The organism is Ottowia sp., assembly GCF_047975795.1.
GTDB lineage: Bacteria > Pseudomonadota > Gammaproteobacteria > Burkholderiales > Burkholderiaceae_C > Ottowia.
Genome location: NZ_JBKEEE010000039.1, coordinates 1 through 16,320 on the forward strand (window position 1 = coordinate 1; position 16,320 = coordinate 16,320).

15 protein-coding genes are annotated in these 16,320 nt (G+C 63.5%); 9 read left to right on the forward strand and 6 right to left on the reverse strand.

All coding sequences use genetic code 11. The features are described from left to right. Positions 1–290 precede the first annotated feature (290 nt). The 3 genes from recR to dnaX all read right to left on the reverse strand — a co-directional run bounded on the left by recR (position 291) and on the right by dnaX (position 3,507). Positions 291–881 carry a recombination mediator RecR gene (gene recR / locus ACK5NW_RS05800; protein ID WP_416925996.1) on the reverse strand — a complete coding sequence of 197 codons (591 nt, stop codon included), beginning with the start codon at positions 879–881 and terminating at the stop codon, positions 291–293. Positions 882–1,031: 150 nt separating this feature from the next. Continuing rightward, positions 1,032–1,367, reverse strand: coding sequence for a YbaB/EbfC family nucleoid-associated protein (locus ACK5NW_RS05805; protein ID WP_416925998.1), 336 nt, complete (start codon positions 1,365–1,367; stop codon positions 1,032–1,034). Between the two features lie 169 nt (positions 1,368–1,536). Next, on the reverse strand, positions 1,537–3,507 hold the full coding sequence (gene dnaX, locus ACK5NW_RS05810) for a DNA polymerase III subunit gamma/tau (protein WP_416926000.1): 1,971 nt from the start codon (positions 3,505–3,507) through the stop codon (positions 1,537–1,539). Between the two features lie 177 nt (positions 3,508–3,684). Between dnaX and ACK5NW_RS05815 the strand changes: the two genes are divergently transcribed. From ACK5NW_RS05815 to ACK5NW_RS05840, 6 genes are all read left to right on the forward strand, one after another. Beyond that, complete coding sequence (locus ACK5NW_RS05815) at positions 3,685–3,951, forward strand: hypothetical protein (RefSeq protein WP_416926002.1); 267 nt, start codon at positions 3,685–3,687, stop codon at positions 3,949–3,951. 95 nt (positions 3,952–4,046) lie between these two features. Beyond that, positions 4,047–5,570 carry a 3-hydroxyacyl-CoA dehydrogenase gene (locus ACK5NW_RS05820; protein ID WP_416926004.1) on the forward strand — a complete coding sequence of 508 codons (1,524 nt, stop codon included), beginning with the start codon at positions 4,047–4,049 and terminating at the stop codon, positions 5,568–5,570. Between the two features lie 188 nt (positions 5,571–5,758). Continuing rightward, positions 5,759–6,538 carry an oxepin-CoA hydrolase, alternative type gene (locus ACK5NW_RS05825; protein WP_416926006.1) on the forward strand — a complete coding sequence of 260 codons (780 nt, stop codon included), beginning with the start codon at positions 5,759–5,761 and terminating at the stop codon, positions 6,536–6,538. Positions 6,539–6,651: 113 nt separating this feature from the next. Next, complete coding sequence (locus tag ACK5NW_RS05830; protein ID WP_416926008.1) at positions 6,652–7,371, forward strand: Crp/Fnr family transcriptional regulator; 720 nt, start codon at positions 6,652–6,654, stop codon at positions 7,369–7,371. A gap of 1 nt (position 7,372) precedes the next feature. Next, positions 7,373–8,455, forward strand: a complete 1,083-nt coding sequence (locus tag ACK5NW_RS05835; RefSeq protein WP_416926010.1) for a phosphotransferase — start codon at positions 7,373–7,375, stop codon at positions 8,453–8,455. Positions 8,456–8,506: 51 nt separating this feature from the next. Continuing rightward, positions 8,507–9,766, forward strand: a complete 1,260-nt coding sequence (locus ACK5NW_RS05840; RefSeq protein ID WP_416926012.1) for an acyl-CoA dehydrogenase family protein — start codon at positions 8,507–8,509, stop codon at positions 9,764–9,766. Positions 9,767–9,878: 112 nt separating this feature from the next. Here ACK5NW_RS05840 and ACK5NW_RS05845 read toward each other — a convergent pair whose 3' ends face one another. Further along, positions 9,879–10,865 carry an MDR family oxidoreductase gene (locus ACK5NW_RS05845; protein ID WP_416926014.1) on the reverse strand — a complete coding sequence of 329 codons (987 nt, stop codon included), beginning with the start codon at positions 10,863–10,865 and terminating at the stop codon, positions 9,879–9,881. Positions 10,866–10,977: 112 nt separating this feature from the next. Between ACK5NW_RS05845 and ACK5NW_RS05850 the strand changes: the two genes are divergently transcribed. The 3 genes from ACK5NW_RS05850 (at position 10,978) to ACK5NW_RS05860 (ending at position 13,922) form a co-directional block, all read left to right on the forward strand. Further along, positions 10,978–11,577, forward strand: a complete 600-nt coding sequence (locus ACK5NW_RS05850) for a DNA-3-methyladenine glycosylase (RefSeq protein WP_416926016.1) — start codon at positions 10,978–10,980, stop codon at positions 11,575–11,577. Between the two features lie 201 nt (positions 11,578–11,778). Continuing rightward, complete coding sequence (locus ACK5NW_RS05855) at positions 11,779–12,060, forward strand: hypothetical protein (protein WP_416926018.1); 282 nt, start codon at positions 11,779–11,781, stop codon at positions 12,058–12,060. Positions 12,061–12,077: 17 nt separating this feature from the next. After that, positions 12,078–13,922 carry an ABC transporter ATP-binding protein gene (locus ACK5NW_RS05860; RefSeq protein ID WP_416926020.1) on the forward strand — a complete coding sequence of 615 codons (1,845 nt, stop codon included), beginning with the start codon at positions 12,078–12,080 and terminating at the stop codon, positions 13,920–13,922. Between the two features lie 69 nt (positions 13,923–13,991). Here ACK5NW_RS05860 and ACK5NW_RS05865 read toward each other — a convergent pair whose 3' ends face one another. After that, entirely contained in the window at positions 13,992–16,043 is a 2,052-nt protein-coding gene (locus ACK5NW_RS05865; protein WP_416926022.1) for a VC_2705 family sodium/solute symporter, read from the reverse strand. Beyond that, positions 16,036–16,317: a DUF4212 domain-containing protein gene (locus tag ACK5NW_RS05870; protein WP_416926024.1), complete on the reverse strand. Its 282-nt coding sequence runs from the start codon at positions 16,315–16,317 to the stop codon at positions 16,036–16,038. Before ACK5NW_RS05870 ends, ACK5NW_RS05865 begins: the two co-directional genes overlap by 8 nt. Positions 16,318–16,320 lie beyond the last annotated feature (3 nt).

The following is a 16,320-nucleotide window of genomic DNA, read 5'->3' on the forward strand; positions in this document are numbered from 1 at the left end:
ACATAAAAACGCGTCTTTGCCGCCATGGCGGCGTTGCAAATCCTCGCGGTAGCTACGGCTATCGCTGCGGTTTGCGCCTTGCCATGACAACAAATCCATCATTTTTATAAGTGCCATCAAGTATCGAGAGGTGCGGCGACACAGGACGCTTACAACCCCAGACAAGGTTTTCAAAAAACACTGCTGCGGCAAAAAAATCTCATTAAATTGGCCTATGCGCTGTTCCTACAAGCGTTATCAGCTATCCATCGTGAAGCAGCAAGGACAAGTTTTCAGGGCATAAAACGCGCTCAACGCCGATCCACCAAGGCATGGGCGATGGTGCCCAGATCGACGTATTCCAGCTCGCTACCGGCGGGCACGCCGCGCGCCAGCCGGGTCACGGCGAGGCCCCGACTTTTCAGCGCCTGGCCGATGACGTGCGCCGTGGCCTCGCCCTCGGCGGTGAAGTTGGTGGCCAAAATCACCTCTTGCACCACGCCGTCACTGGCCCGTTCGATCAGCTTTTGCACGCCAATGTCGCGTGGGCCGATACCGTCCAACGGGCTTAAACGGCCCATGAGGACAAAATAGCGCCCCTTGAAAGCCCCCGTGCGCTCCAGCGCTGCCTGGTCAGCCGGGGTTTCAACCACCGCCAGCTTGGTTGCATCGCGCCGCGCATCAAGACAGGTAGCGCAGACTTCGCCTTCAGTGAAGGTGTGGCACTGTGTGCAATGGCGTACCTGGGCCACGGCGTCCTGCAACGACCGCGCCAGCCGCGCCGCACCTTCACGGTCGTGCTGCAACAAATGAAACGCCATGCGCTGGGCCGAGCGCACCCCCACGCCCGGCAAGCGGCGCAGCGACTGGATCAGCGTATCGAGGGCGTGGGTGTCGTTCATGAGCGGTTTTCAGTATGCAAGCGTCAAAACCGCGTCAACAGTCACTGGCCAGCAAGCGCCGTGGACGGGCTTGGCCCGGCCAGTGGCGTTGTCTCCCTTCGCGCAGCAAGAAGGGGGAAGCGGCGCAGCCGCTCAGGGGGATGCGCCACGTTAAAACGGAAACTTCATGCCGCCCGGCAGCCCCGGCATGCCCGCCGGCATCAGCTTGCCCATCTTCTCGGCCGACAGCTCCTCGGCCTTGCGTACGGCGGCGTTGAAGGCGGCGGCCACCAGGTCTTCCAGCATGTCCTTGTCGTCGGCCAGCAGGCTGGGATCGATGGTGACGCGCTTGACGTCGTGCTTGGCGGTCATCAGCACCTTGACCATGCCCGCGCCGGATTCGCCCTCGACCTCCATCAGCGCCAGTTCATCCTGCGCTTTCTTCATGTTGTCCTGCATGGCCTGGGCCTGCTTCATCAGGCCGGCAAGTTGTCCTTTGTTGAACATCGGTTGGTTTCCTAGTGAATTAAAGAGGGGATACGTTCACGTGAATCGGGAGGGTCGCGAAGCAGGCTATGCGGGTGAACGCCGTGGTCGGACTTGCGCCGACCACTGGCGTTGCCCCCTCTGCAAAGCAAAGGGGAGAAGGCGCGCAGCGACTCAGGGGGCATAACAGTTACAACGGTTTAATACTTCCGGGCACGATTTTCGCCCCAAAGTCGCGCATCATCTCACGCACAAACGGGTCGGCCATCAGCAGTGCCTCAGCCGCCTTGAGTTTTTGCGAAGCAGCGATGGCGTTGCGGCGCGATGGGCTGTCGGTCACGGCCCCCACTTGCACCTGCAAACGCACTGTGTGCCCGGCTTCGGCCAGGGCGGCTTGCAGGCGATCGCGCACGCCATCGCCCGCCAGCGAAGCGTTGTCCACCCGCAGCGTCCACAAGCCTTCTTCGCGCGCAACCAATTGAGCCTGCATGGCCAACTGGCGCACCAGGGCCGTGATGGCTTCACGCTGCACCAGCGCTTGCACCAGCGCATGCCAGGCGTCGCCGTCATCGCTGGGGGGCACGGGGAGCAGATCAGGCGCAGCGGCAGCAGGCGGTGGGTCGACCTCATCGGCGGCATTGCGCACATTGAATGCTTTTACTTCAGGAGCAACATTCGATTGTTGCACCTGCGCTGAAGCTTGATTTGAATCCGAATTTTTAAGCGCACCCTGTTCACGCACAGGCACCGGCTGAACGGGCAGGCGGCGCGGCAGCATGGAAACAGACGCGGGCGAGTTTGCGGATTCAGCACCGTCGTCCCAGGCAGGCAGCGGCTCATCCGCAGCTTCGGCATCCCAAGGGGCAATCTGGTCTGGATCGCCGTCTTCTGCCGGGTAGGTTGCAGTGTTGGACGCAGGCGCTTGCGCAGAAGTTGGCGAAGTTGCCGGTGCGAGAACAGGTGCAGACGTCAGGGCAACAGATGCCGGTACAGCCGCCTCAGCCGGTTTCAGGCTTTTTTTTTCAGCCTGAGCATTGGGAGCCGGTTTAGCCTCGCCCGCTGCCGCCTTGAACGGCAGCAGCCGCAGCAGCACCATGGTCAGGCCCGCGTATTCATCCGGGGCTAGGCCCAGTTCGGCCCGCCCATGAATGCACAGGCTGTAGAGCAGTTGCGTTTCGTCGGCAGGCATCAGGGCGGCCAGGCGCGCGGTTTCCTGCGCATCGGGATCGGTGTCGTCAGTGGACAAACCAGGCGCGGCTTGCAGTACCGCCATGCGTTGCAGCACGGCGGCCATGTCTTCCAGCGTGGTGGCCGCGGACAGGCCCGCGCTGCGTAATTCATCAGAGCGCGCCACCACGGCCTGTCCATCGCCAGCGGCCAGCGCCTCGATCAGGCTGAAAACCACGCTACGGTCCACGGTGCCCAGCATCTGGCGCACGCTGGCTTCTTCCAACTTGCCGGAGCCAAAGGCGATGGCCTGATCGGTCAGGCTGAGCGCATCGCGCATGGAGCCGCGCGCGGCGCGCGCCAGCAGGCGCAAGGCTTGCGCGTCGGCAGGCACCTGCTCGGTTTGCAGCACGTGCGTAAGGTGCCCCAGCACCGTTTCCGGGGCCATGGGCCGCAGGTTGAATTGCAGGCAGCGCGACAGCACGGTGACGGGCACCTTCTGCGGGTCGGTGGTGGCCAGCACGAACTTGAGGTATTCGGGCGGCTCTTCCAGCGTCTTCAGCATGGCGTTGAAGGCGGTGTTGGTGAGCATGTGCACTTCGTCGATCATGAAGACCTTGAAGCGGCCCTGCACCGGCTTGTACACCGCCTGCTCCAGCAGGCCCTGCACTTCATCCACGCCGCGGTTGCTGGCCGCGTCCAGCTCGGTGTAGTCGACAAAGCGGCCCGCGTCAATCTCGGTGCAGGCGGGGCACACGCCGCATGGCGTGGCAGTGATGCCGCCCTGCCCGTCCGCTGCTGTGCAGTTGAGCGACTTGGCCAGAATGCGCGATACCGTGGTTTTACCCACACCGCGCGTGCCGGTGAACATGTAGGCGTGGTGCAGCCGCTGCTGCGTCAGCGCGTTGCTCAGGGCCTGCACCACGTGCTCCTGACCCACCATTTCGGAGAAATTCCGGGGACGATATTTGCGCGCCAGCACCATGTATGACATGCGGCAATTTTACGGTGCGAAACCAGCAGTTCTCACTTTAGGGGCCACACTCTGAAAACGATGCATGTATGCCACGAACGGGCTTGTACCTACTTGATTCAAACCATGCTGCGGCGCAACAATGGCCGTATAGACCGGCTCCCACCCGGCAGTTTGAACTCACTCAAAGCCTGAGACATGCTCCAACAAGCCCCCGGCAACAACGCCTTGCCTGCTGATGCGATGTATTCCCCTGCCACCAGTGCACAGGCTCTGCCCAATGCGCAGACCCTGGTGGAAGCCATGACCGGCTGCTGCCACCCGCGTGCAGGCCGCCTGGCCGAGCGCCTTCTAAGCTGCGACCAGCCCGAAACACTGCGCCAGTTGCAAGGCGATGTGCTGAATCTGCTGGTGTTGAGCTTTGGCCCCGCCGAAGCGCAGCGGCGGCTGCAAGCACACCTGTAGTCGGCCATTTTCATCTGCTGCTGCACAGGCGGCATATGGCCCGCAGCCTGCGCTGGCGGGCACGGCGGCTGGGCACTCCACCATAATGTGCCGCCATGCATACCCCTCAATTCAAAACCGTCGGCATCGTCGGCACCGGTGCCATGGGCCGTGGCATTGCCCAAATCGCCGCCCAGGCGGGCAGCGCCGTACTGCTGTTCGACACCCAACCCGCTGCCATCGCCCAGGCGCGTGAAGCGCTGGCCGTCCAATGGGACAAGCTGGCCGCCAAAGGCCGCATCGACGCGGCGCAGGCCGCAAACTACAAAGCCGCGCGGCAAGCTGCGGCCAGCCTGGCCGATCTGTCGGGCTGCGATCTGATCGTTGAAGCCATTGTCGAGCGCCTGGATGTCAAGCAGGCCCTGTTTGCCGAGCTGGAGGGCATCGTGGCCCCAGGCGCGGTGCTGGCCACCAACACCTCGTCGCTGTCCGTCACCGCCATTGCAGCGGGGCTGAAGCGCCCACAGCAATTTGCGGGCTATCACTTTTTCAACCCCGTGCCGCTGATGAAAGTGGTGGAAGTGATTGCGGGGCTGAAAACTGCGCCTGCTGTGCGCGACGCCCTGACGGCCTACGCCCGCCAGATGGGCCACACCCCGGTGCAGGCGGCTGACACGCCGGGTTTCATCGTCAACCATGCGGGGCGCGGCTATGGCACCGAGGCGTTGCGCATCGTCAGTGAAGGCGTGGCCGATTTCGCCACCATCGACCGCATTTTGAAAGACCAGGTGGGCTTCAAGCTCGGCCCGTTCGAGCTGTTTGACTTGACCGCGCTGGACGTGTCGCACCCGGTCATGGAATCCATTTACCGCCAGTACTACGACGAGCCGCGCTACCGCCCCAGCGTCATCACCGCGCAGCGCCTGGCCGGTGGCGTGGTGGGCAAAAAACGCGGCGAAGGCTTTTACAGGTACGTAGACGGCGCGGCGCAAGTGCCGCCTGAACCACCTGTGCCGCAAGTCGATGCAATACCGCCCGTATGGGTGTCCACCCGCGCCGCACGCCGCGCCGAGCTGTACCAGTTGCTGAAAGACCTGGGTGCAAAAATCGAGACCGGCCCATCGCCCTCGCTCCAGGCACTGACCCTGGTGGCTCCGCTCGGGTTTGACATCACCACCGTGGCCGTGGTCGAGCGGCTGGATCCGGCCCGCACCATCGGCATCGACATGCTGATGGATGACCAGGCCACCCGCCGCCGCGTGCTGGCCACCAACCCGGCCACCCGCAGCGATATGCGTAACGCCGCCCATGCCCTGTTCGCCAAAGACGGCAAGGCGGTCAGCGTGATCCGCGATTCGGGCGGTTTCGTCACCCAGCGCATGGTGGCCCACATCGTCAACATCGCAGCCGACATCTGCCAGCAGCGCATATGCAGCCCGCAGGATCTGGAAACCGCCGTCACCCTGGGGCTGGGCTACCCCGTCGGCCCCTTGGCTCTGGGCAACCAGCTTGGCCCGGCCAATGTGCTGGAAGTGCTGTTCAACATGCAAACCGTGTACGGCGATCCGCGTTACCGCCCCAGCCCCTGGCTGCGCCGCCGGGGGGCCATTGGTCTGAGCCTGTTGCATGAAGAGGATTGACACCCCTTGTGTCGCTGGCGCGCCTTCCCCCGCTCTCTTCGGGCGGGGGAAGGCACCAGTGGTCGGCACAAGCCCGGCCACGGCGTTTGCTGAATTGGCTTGCGCCGCAGCCGTTTGAATTCAACAAAAAAGCCTTTGGCGATTTATGGACAAGCGCCAAAAGCTATCGAGACAATAGCAAATACATCATGACTGCCGAACTGCGCTCCACCCTTGAAGGCCGCACCATGGTGCTGAGCATCCACAACCCTGAGCACCGCAACGCCCTCAGCCCCGAGATGTATGCTGCGGGCGTGGAGGCTTTGAACGCAGCCGAATCCAGCGCCGACATTCGTTGCGTAGTGCTGCGCGGCGAAGGCAGCACGTTCTGCGCCGGTGGCAACCTGCAACGCCTTCTGGCCAACCGGCAAAAACCGCCCGAGGTGCAGGCCCAGAGCATCGACGGCCTGCACAGTTGGGTGGAAGCCATTCGCACCTTTCCCAAACCCGTGATCGCCGCCGTCGAAGGGCCTGCCGCCGGTGCCGGTTTTTCGCTGGTGCTGGCCTGTGACCTGGTCGTGGCTGCACGCAATACCGTGTTCACCATGGCCTACAGCAACGTCGCCCTGTCACCCGACGGCGGCGGCAGCTGGAGCCTGACACGCGCCCTGCCGCGCCAGTTGGTCACCGAGCTGATGATGACTGGCGAGCTCATCGGCGCGCAACGCCTGCACGAGCTGGGCGTGGTCAACCGCCTGTGCGACGCAGGCCAGGCGCTGGACACGGCCTTGCAATGGGCCGAACAACTGGGCGAGCGCGCGCCCAATGTGCTGACCAGCATCAAAGAGCTGATCAACGAGGCCGATGCCAACCCCCTGCCCCAGCACCTGACGGTCGAGCGCGAGCACTTTGTCAAAAACCTGCACCATGCCAACGGCGGCATTGGCATGCATGCTTTTTTGAACCGGCAAACGCCCGACTACGAATAAACCCAAACGCATACTGCACGCCGCATACCCCGTCAATCAATGACCCACCACGCGCCAAGGCAAGGTCGCCCGCGTGACAATGGGGCCTTTTGCAGTCACCCACTAGACAGACCATGGACGAACCCATTCTTACGATGGAAGAACGTGAGGCGATCAACAACGGTCGCTGGTTCTCATCCCTTTCACCTTCATTGCGGCACGACATACTTCGATGCGCTTCAGTCAAACGTTACCAGGACGGCGACCTGATCTGCGCCCGAGGCGACCCGGCCGAGCAGTGGCTGGCCTGCGCCAAGGGGTCGGTGCGCGTCAGCTCCACCACGCTGACCGGCAAGCAGATCACGCTGACCTATGTGGAGCCGGGCATCTGGTTTGGCGACGTGGCCATCTTCGACGGCGAGCGGCGCACGCACGATGGCTACGCCCACGGCCCTACCACCACCGTGTGGGTGGCACGTGCCGATTTGCAGAACATCCTCGCCCAGCATGCCGAGTTGTACGAAGCCTTGCTGCGTCTGCACGCGCGGCGCATCCGGCTGCTGTTTGGGCAGGTGGAAGACCTCAACACCCTGCCGCTGCGCGCGCGCCTGGCCAAGCAACTGGTGCTGCTCACGCGCAGTTATGGCGCGTCCAGCCCCATCCATCCGGACGAAGTGCGCATCACCTTGCAACTGGCGCAGGAAGAACTGGCCCAGTTGCTGGGCGCATCGCGCCAGCGCGTCAACCAGGAACTCAAGACCATGGAGCGCGAGGGCGTGATCCGCATCGAACCCACCGGCCTGGTGGTGCGCGACCGCACCGCACTCAAGCACATTGGCGAAGCGGAGTTGTGACATGAACACCACCGAGCAGTTCGTAGGCACCCGCCCGGTATCCGAAGCCCACGCGTTCGACACGGCGGCACTTTCAGCCTGGTTGAGCCAGCACCTGCCCGGATTTGCAGGCCCGTTGCAAGTGGAGATGTTCAAAGGCGGCCAGTCCAACCCCACCTACAAGCTCATCACACCGAAGCAAACTTACGTCATGCGGGCCAAGCCCAGCCCGGTGGCCAAACTGCTGCCTTCGGCCCACGCCATCGAACGCGAATACGCCGTCATGCGCGGCCTGGCAGGCACCGACGTGCCAGTGGCCCAAATGCACGTACTGTGTGATGACGAATCGGTGATTGGTCGCGCTTTTTACGTGATGGATTTTGTCGAAGGCCGCGTCATCTGGGATCAGACACTGCCTGGCATGACGCCCACTGAGCGCGGCGCGATTTACGACGAGATGAACCGCGTCATCGCCGCCCTGCATACGGTGGATTACAAGGCCCAGGGGCTGGAGCATTACGGCAAACCCGGCAACTACTTTGAGCGCCAGATTGGCCGCTGGAGCAAGCAGTACCAGGCATCGGTGACCCAGCCCATCCCCGAGATGGACCGCCTGATCGACTGGCTGCCCAGCCACATCCCGGCCAGTGCCCGCAGCGACCTCACTTCGATCGTGCACGGCGATTTTCGGCTCGACAACATGATCTTCCACCCCACCGAGCCGCGCGTGCTGGCCGTGCTGGACTGGGAGCTGTCCACCCTGGGCCATCCGCTGGCCGACTTCAGCTACCACTGCATGGCCTGGCACATTCCGCCCGGCACCTTCCGCGGTATTGGCGGCGTAGACATCACCAGCCTGGGCATTCCCAGCGAGGCCAACTACATCCGCCGCTACTGCGAACGCACGGGCTTTACCACCCCCGAAGCGCTTGCACCGGACTGGAGCTTTTACCTGGCCTACAACATGTTCCGCATTGCCGCCATCTTGCAAGGCATTGCCAAGCGTGTCGAAGCCGGCACCGCCAGCAGCGCCCAGGCCAAGGCCAGCGGCGCAGGCGCACGCCCCATGGCCGAGCTGGCCTGGCGGTTTGCCCAGCAAGCTTGAAGCCGCGCAGTCAAGCCAGATTTTTTTGCAGCCCAAAAAGAGGACGACACCATGGATTTCGACTACAGCCCCAAAGTCAAGCAAATGCGCGAAAAGCTGCTGGCCTTCATGGACGAACACATTTACCCCAACGAAAACGTGTTCCACGAAGAAATCGCCGCTAACCGCGCCAAGGGCAACGCCTGGGTGCCGACCAAAATCGTCGAGCAACTCAAACCCAAGGCGCACGCTGCCGGGCTGTGGAACCTGTTCTTGCCCAAGTCATCACGCGCGCCAGAAGGGCTGTCCAACCTGGAATATGCGCCCTTGTGCGAAATCATGGGCCGCGTGCCTTGGGCGTCCGAGGTGTTCAACTGCTCAGCGCCTGACACCGGCAACATGGAAACCATCGAGCGCTACGGCTCTGAAGCCAACAAAGACCAGTGGCTTGATCCCCTGCTCAAAGGCGAAATCCGCTCCGCCTTTTTGATGACCGAACCGGCCGTGGCCTCGTCCGACGCCACCAACATCGAATGCTCGATGCGGCGCGAAGGCGACGAATACGTCATCAACGGTCGCAAGTGGTGGTCATCCGGCGCGGGCGATCCACGCTGCAAGGTCTACATCGTCATGGGCAAGACCGACCCTGAAGCCGCGCGCCACGAACAGCAATCCATGATTTTGGTGCCCGCCGACGCCAAAGGCATCCATGTCATCCGCCCGCTCACCGTGTTTGGCTACGACGACGCCCCCCACGGCCACATGGAAGTCGAGCTGAAAGACGTGCGCGTGCCGGTGGGCAACCTGCTCGTGGGCGAAGGCAAGGGCTTTGCGATTGCCCAGGGGCGCTTAGGCCCAGGCCGTATCCACCACTGCATGCGCAGCATTGGTGCCGCCGAATACGCGCTTGAGCTGATGTGCCAGCGCCTGAACGAGCGCGTGGCCTTTGGCAAACCCCTGTCGCAGCAAGGCGTGTGGCGCGAGCGTATCGCCGAGTCACGCTGCCTGATCGAGCAGGCCCGCCTGCTCACGTTGAAAGCCGCCTACATGATGGACACTGTGGGCAACAAGGTGGCGCAGGCCGAAATCGCCATGATCAAGATCGTCGCGCCCACCATGGCCACCCGCATCATCGACTGGGCCATGCAGGCCCACGGCGGCGCGGGCCTCAGCGGCGACTTCCCACTGGCCTACAGCTATGTCAACCAGCGCACCCTGCGCTTTGCCGACGGCCCCGACGAAGTGCACCGCAATGCCCTGGCCAAGCTGGAGCTGGCCAAGCACGCCCTCAACCCCAAAGCTGTTGAGATGCCCATCACGCGCGGGGCATAAGCCTTTCCGCTTGATCAACCAAATAGCCTCCAGCGCTTGTGCAGCAAGCACTGGAGGCTATAACTTTTGGTCTTGCAGATCGGGCAGATCAAGACCATCGCGCTTTTAGCCGTCAGACGTTCACATCTACCACCACCCGTCCGCGCACCTGGCCTTGCAGCAGGCGGGCTGCCACGGCGGGCGCGTCGGCCAGCGCAATGGTTTCGGTGTTGCTGGCCAGCACCTCGGACGGCAGCTCGCGCGCCAGGCGCTCCCAGGCTTTGGCACGGCGGGCGTAAGGGGCCATCACACTGTCTACGCCTGCCAGCGTCACCCCGCGCAGGATGAAGGGCACCACCGTGGCGGGCAAGTCCATGCCCTGTGCCAAACCACAAGCGGCCACCACGCCGTCGTATTGAAGGCTGGCGCACACATTGGCCAGGGTGTGGCTGCCCACGGTGTCCACGGCGGCAGCCCAGCGCTCTTTTTGCAGCGGTTTGCCGGGGGCGCTGAGGGTGTTGCGATCGACCAGCTCGCTTGCGCCCAGCGCTTTCAGGTGGGCGGCCTCGTTCATGCGCCCGGTTGATGCATGCACGGTGTAACCCAGGAGGGACAGCAAGGCGATGGCGATGGTGCCCACGCCGCCGTTGGCCCCGGTCACCAGCACCGGCCCTTGATCGGGCGTCACGCCCTGCTGCTGCAAAGCCATCACACACAGCATCGAGGTGTAGCCCGCCGTGCCCAGCGCCATGGCGTTGAAAGCGGTCATGCCCGCAGGCAACGGCACCAGCCAGTTGGCCTTGACGCGGGCTTTTTGCGCCAACCCGCCCCAGTGTCCTTCGCCCACGCCCCAGCCGTTCAGCACTACAGCGTCGCCCTTTTTGTAGCGCGTATCGCTGGATTCCAGCACCGTGCCTGCAAAGTCGATGCCAGGCACCATGGGGTAGCGACGCACCACCGGGCCTGCGCCGGTAATCGCCAGACCGTCTTTGTAATTCAGCGTGGAATGGCTGATTTGCACCAAGACTTCGCCTTCAGGCAACTGAGCTTCATCGAGTTCGGCCAGCGCGCAGTGAGGAGCTTGATCGTCAGATGCGGTCAGCAGCAGGGCTTTAAACATGGGGCATCTCCTTGTCAGAATGGTTGTATCCATATCTTATCGGCCTCGCCCGTTTTTGTACCGGCTTGTCACAAACCGCAGCATTTGCAGCACAAACGGCATACTGCGGCCCATGTCATCTGCCTTGCGTCCACTGCGTGATACAGACTTTGCCGCTGACGCGCCCACCGTTGCCCGCGCCCTGATCGGGGCCACACTGCTGGTCAACGGCGTGGGCGGCGTGATCGTGGAAACCGAAGCCTACGACGCCAGCGAGGCCGCATCACACACGCACCGGGGCCTGACGCCGCGCAACCGCGCCATGTTTGGCCCGCCGGGGCACGCTTACGTGTACCGCAGCTACGGCATTCACTGGTGCCTGAACTTTGTCTGCCGTGAAGACGGCCATGGTGCCGGGGTGCTGATTCGCGCCCTGCAACCCACACAAGGGCTGGCCCAAATGCGCCAGCGCCGCAGCCTGCCTGCCGACGCCCGTGCAAGCGCCCATCACGATCGCCTGCTGTGCTCTGGGCCGGGGCGGCTGGGGCAGGCGCTGGGCATCACGCTGGCCTATTACGGCTTGCCGCTGGATGCGCCACCTTTTGCAGTGCTGGCCCCAGCCGCAGACGACACGTCCGTCATCAGCGGCCCGCGCATTGGCATCAGCCGGGCGCAAGAGCTGCCGTGGCGCTTTGGTCTGGCCGAATCACGCTATCTCAGCCGACGTTTCTGAGTCAGCGCTTGCAAAAACCTGATCGCAAAAGCGGGTAGAAGGATCGGATAAACAAGCAGGTAAGCTTGGGCGCATGCCAGCCACATGGCACGAAAGTCATGCGCCTTTGCCCAGCGTGCACAATGCAGGCCCCCTTCAGGCTCCGAACAGGCCACAGCAAAGGCCAAACCCGTGACCGCCCATCCCTTTGGAGTTAACTTTATGAACGTCACCCAACGCCCCGCCAAACTGGATTACGTGCCCGGCGAGGACGGCCTGAACCCCGGCGAACAGGCGCGAGCGCATGTCACCGCTCCACTCGAATACCGCGTCGGCGATGGCCCGCTGCTGCTCATTGAGGCCGACCTTGAACTGGCGCTGGAGCGCGCCCCGCAAAGCCTGGTGCTGCGCTGGGCCGAAGGCGGCCACCCCATGAGCGCGGCCATCCCAGTGGTGGAATTCAACGCCCTGCTGGCCAGCGGCCAGATCGTGATCAAAAAATAAACTGTCAAGAATCACCCGTGCTCAGTTTTTTTGAACGCCTGCTTGCCCCCTACCCCGAACCAGAGCCTGATCTGGCCCCCAAAGGTTTTTTTGCCTTTGTCTGGAGCGCCACCAGCGGTCTGCGCGGCTTCATTGCCCTGATGGCGCTGCTGTCGGCGGGCACGGCCGCGTTTGACGCCCTGCTGTTTGCCATGCTGGGGCGCGTGGTCGACTGGCTGGGCAGCGTGCGCCCTGGCCAGTTGTGGGCCGAGCGCGGCGGCATGCTGACGCTGCTGGCGCTGGTGCTGGTGGCGTCCATCGCACTGGTGATGCTGCAAACCATCGTCAAGCACCAGACGCTGGCCATCAACTTCCCGCTGCGCCTGCGCTGGAACTTTCACCGCCTGATGCTGGGCCAGAGCATGGCCTTTTATGCCGACGAATTTGCCGGCCGCATCACCACCAAGGTGATGCAAACCGCACTGGCCGTGCGCGACATGATCTTCACCACCACCGACGTGGTGATCGGCATGGGCGTGTACATGATCACCATGCTGCTGCTGGCCGCCGGGTTCGATCCCTGGCTGCTGCTGCCGTTTTTGCTGTGGTCCATCGCCTACGGGCTGGCCTGCTGGTATTTCGTGCCGCGCCTGTCCCGCGTCAGCCGCGCGCAGGCCGACGCACGCAGCATCATGACCGGACGCATCACCGACGCCTACACCAATATCGCCACCGTCAAGCTGTTTTCGCACTCGCAGCGCGAAGCGCAGTTTGCCCGCGCGGCGATGGAAGACTTCAAGCTCACCGGCTACGCCCAAATGCGCCTGGTCAGCCAGTTGGAGGTGGTCAACCACACCCTGATTGTGTTGCTGATTCTGGGGGCCTGCGGCGGCTCGCTGTGGTTGTGGTCGCACGGCCAGGTGGGCATTGGCGCAGTGGCCGCCGTCACGGCCATGGCGCTGCGCCTGTCGGGCATGAGCCACTGGGTGATGTGGGAGATGACCAGCCTGTTCGAGAGCGTGGGCACCATCCAGGACGGCATCAATACCCTGTCGCGCCCGCGCGCCGTGGTGGACGCGCCCAGCGCCCAGCCGCTGGTGGTGGCGCGCGGCGAAGTGCGCTTTGACGACGTCAGCTTTTGCTATCGCGACGAAGCGCGGCCCGTGGTCGACCACCTCAGCCTGACCATACGCCCGGGCGAAAAAATTGGATTGATCGGCCGCTCCGGCGCGGGCAAATCCACCCTGGTCAACCTGCTGCTGCGCTTTCACGACCTGCAAAGCGGGCGCATCCTGATCGACGGCCAAAACATCGCCCAGATCACCCAAGACAGCCTGCGCCACGCCATCGGCATGGTCACGCAAGACACCTCGCTGCTGCACCGCGCCATGCGCGACAACATTCTTTACGGCCGTCCTGATGGCAGCGACGAAGACATGATCGCCGCCGCCACGCGTGCCGAAGCGCACGACTTCATCCAGCATCTGAGCGACCCCAAAGGCCGACGCGGCTACGACGCCCACGTGGGCGAGCGCGGCGTCAAGCTCTCGGGCGGGCAGCGCCAGCGCGTGGCCATCGCGCGCGTCATGCTCAAAGACGCCCCCATCCTGCTGCTGGACGAAGCCACCAGCGCGCTGGACTCAGAAGTGGAAGCAGCCATCCAGGAAAGCCTGTATGAGCTGATGAAAGGCAAAACCGTCATCGCCATCGCCCACCGCCTGTCCACCATCGCCGCGCTCGACCGCCTCATCGTGCTGGACGCAGGCCGCATCGTCGAAGAAGGCACCCACACCGACTTGCTGGCGCGCGGCGGTCTGTATGCCTCGCTGTGGGCGCGGCAAAGCGGTGGTTTTTTGGGTGGTGACGAGCCGATAGCGCCCTAATTTTCACAATCAAAACCAGCTCTATCGCTTACTCATAAAGCGTATACAGCTATCAAATTCATATACCGGTCAGCCAGAACGCCTGAGCGACATCAGCGCAATGGCGGCAAACCCTGCGGGCACGCCAAACACACCGGCAGACATGGGGTGGATGCCCCACCACAGTCCACCAGGGGCCAGGCCCCACCAGGCCCTGAAGCTGGGATTGGCCCACAGCATGTAGCCCGCCGTCAGCCCCACCCCGCACAACATACCGACCACCACTGCGCGGCCCGTGGTGCGCCGCCAGAACAAACCCAGCACGATGGCGGGGAAGAACGTGGCCGCGGCCAACGAAAACGAGGCGGTGACCAGCCACAGAATCTCAGCCGACTTGAAAGCGGCCGCCGCCGCCGCGATCATGGCCACGGCCAGCAGTGCAAACTTGGACAGGATGACGCGGTTCTCCGTCACTCTGGCTTTTCCGGTGCGCCCGGCGCGGCGTGACGGCAGGTCGTACACCAAGGCGTTGCTGATGGTCAGCAACAGACCATCGGCGGTGGACAGCGCCGCCGCCAGCCCACCTGCGGCCACCAAGCCCGACACCACGTAGGGCAGCCCGCCCAGCTCTGGCGTGGCCAGCATGATCATGTCGGCGCCCAAACGCAGCTCACCAAATTGCAGAACGCGGTCGCCATTGACGTCCTGCACCGAAATCAGAGCCGGATCGACCCGCGCCCACTGGGCAATCCAGTTGGGCAGGTCTTCAAAACTGCTGCCCACCAACTCTTGCATGACCTCGAACTTGACCAGCACCGCCAGCGCCGGAATGCTGAGGTACAGCAAGGCGATGAACAGCAGTGACCAGGCCACCGAGCGCCGTGTATCGGCCACCGTAGGCGTGGTGTAAAAGCGCGTCAGCACATGCGGCAAGCTGGCCGTACCCACCATCAGGCAAAACATCAGGGCCATGAAGTTCAGGCGCGAGGCATTGAACAGCGCACGCTCTTGCGGCGTGCCATCTGGATCACCCGCAAACGCCTGTCCCTGGCGCGGCAGCCCGCCCAGGGGCGTGGCGCGCTCCAGCGCCTCGTTCATGGACAGCGTCCAGCGTTCGCGGGCGCTGGCTTCGTCGCGCGGCAGGGCCGCCAATTCGCGCCGGGCCGCCATCACCAAGGTGAAGTCTGCGCCCTGGGCTTTGAGCATACGGATGCGCTCATCCAGTTGCTCGCGGGCGCGCTGCAAGGCCGCTGCCGGGTCGTGCAAACGTTCAGCGTCGTCGCGCGCGCGCTCCAGATACACAGCGCGCACGGCCTGCTCGCGCGGGTCTTCGATCAGGGCTTGCTCCAACTTGGCAATCTTCGGCAATTGCGCGCCATACGCCATCGGAGCCAAAGGCGTGCCGAGCTGCTTGTACGCCAGCCACGACACGGGAATCAAAAACGCCACCAGCAATACCACGTACTGCACCACCTGCGTCCAGGTGATGGCGCGCATACCACCCAGAAAACTGCACAGCAACATGCCGCCCAGGCCCAACAAAATACCGATTTCAAACTGCACGCCGGTCAGGCGCGAGGCAATCAGACCCACACCATAAATTTGCGCCACCACGTACATGAACGAACACATCACTGCCCCCACCGCCGCCAGCACACGCGGCCAGCGCCCGCCAAAGCGTTCGGCAAAAAAATCAGGCACGGTGTACAGGCGCATGGCGCGCAAGCGTGGGGCCATCAGCAGGCCCACCAGGCAAAACCCGCCCGTCCAGCCCAGCACGTAAGCCAAGCCCCCCGGCTGCGAAGGCGATCCTGAAAAACCTTGCAAATACAAGGCACCGGCCAGGCTGATGAAGGTGGCCGCACTCATCCAGTCGGCCGCCGTGGCCATGCCGTTGTACATGGGTGGAATGCGCCTGCCCGCCACAAAAAACTCTTCTGGGTCGGTGTTGCGGGCATAGATGCCGATGGCCGCGTACATCATCACTGACAGGAAAAGAAAAATCGGGCCGATCCACCCGCGCGACAAGCCGGCACGCTCCGCCCAGGCCATCAGGCCCAGGAAAACACCCAACCCCAACGCAAACCACAGCACCTGACGGTGCAAGCGCCAGACGCCTGCGCGCGGCGCAGCGTCAGGCATCGCCCTCGTCGCTGCAAGGGTGGACACCCGCCGCGCCGTGCGCCAGTGCATCAGGATCCAGCCGGTTCATGCACCACGCATACACCATGCCAATGGCAATGAAGGCCAGCACCCCGCCCTGCGCCGCCCACCAGTAATTGAACGGCCAGCCCGCCACCACCTGATCCAGGTCGCGGGCAAAAAACAGCACGCCGAAAGACGTGACGGCCCAAGCCAGCAGCAGCGCCGCACGCACCCAGGCAGCGCGACGATCCAAAGGCTTGACAGCAGACATGGC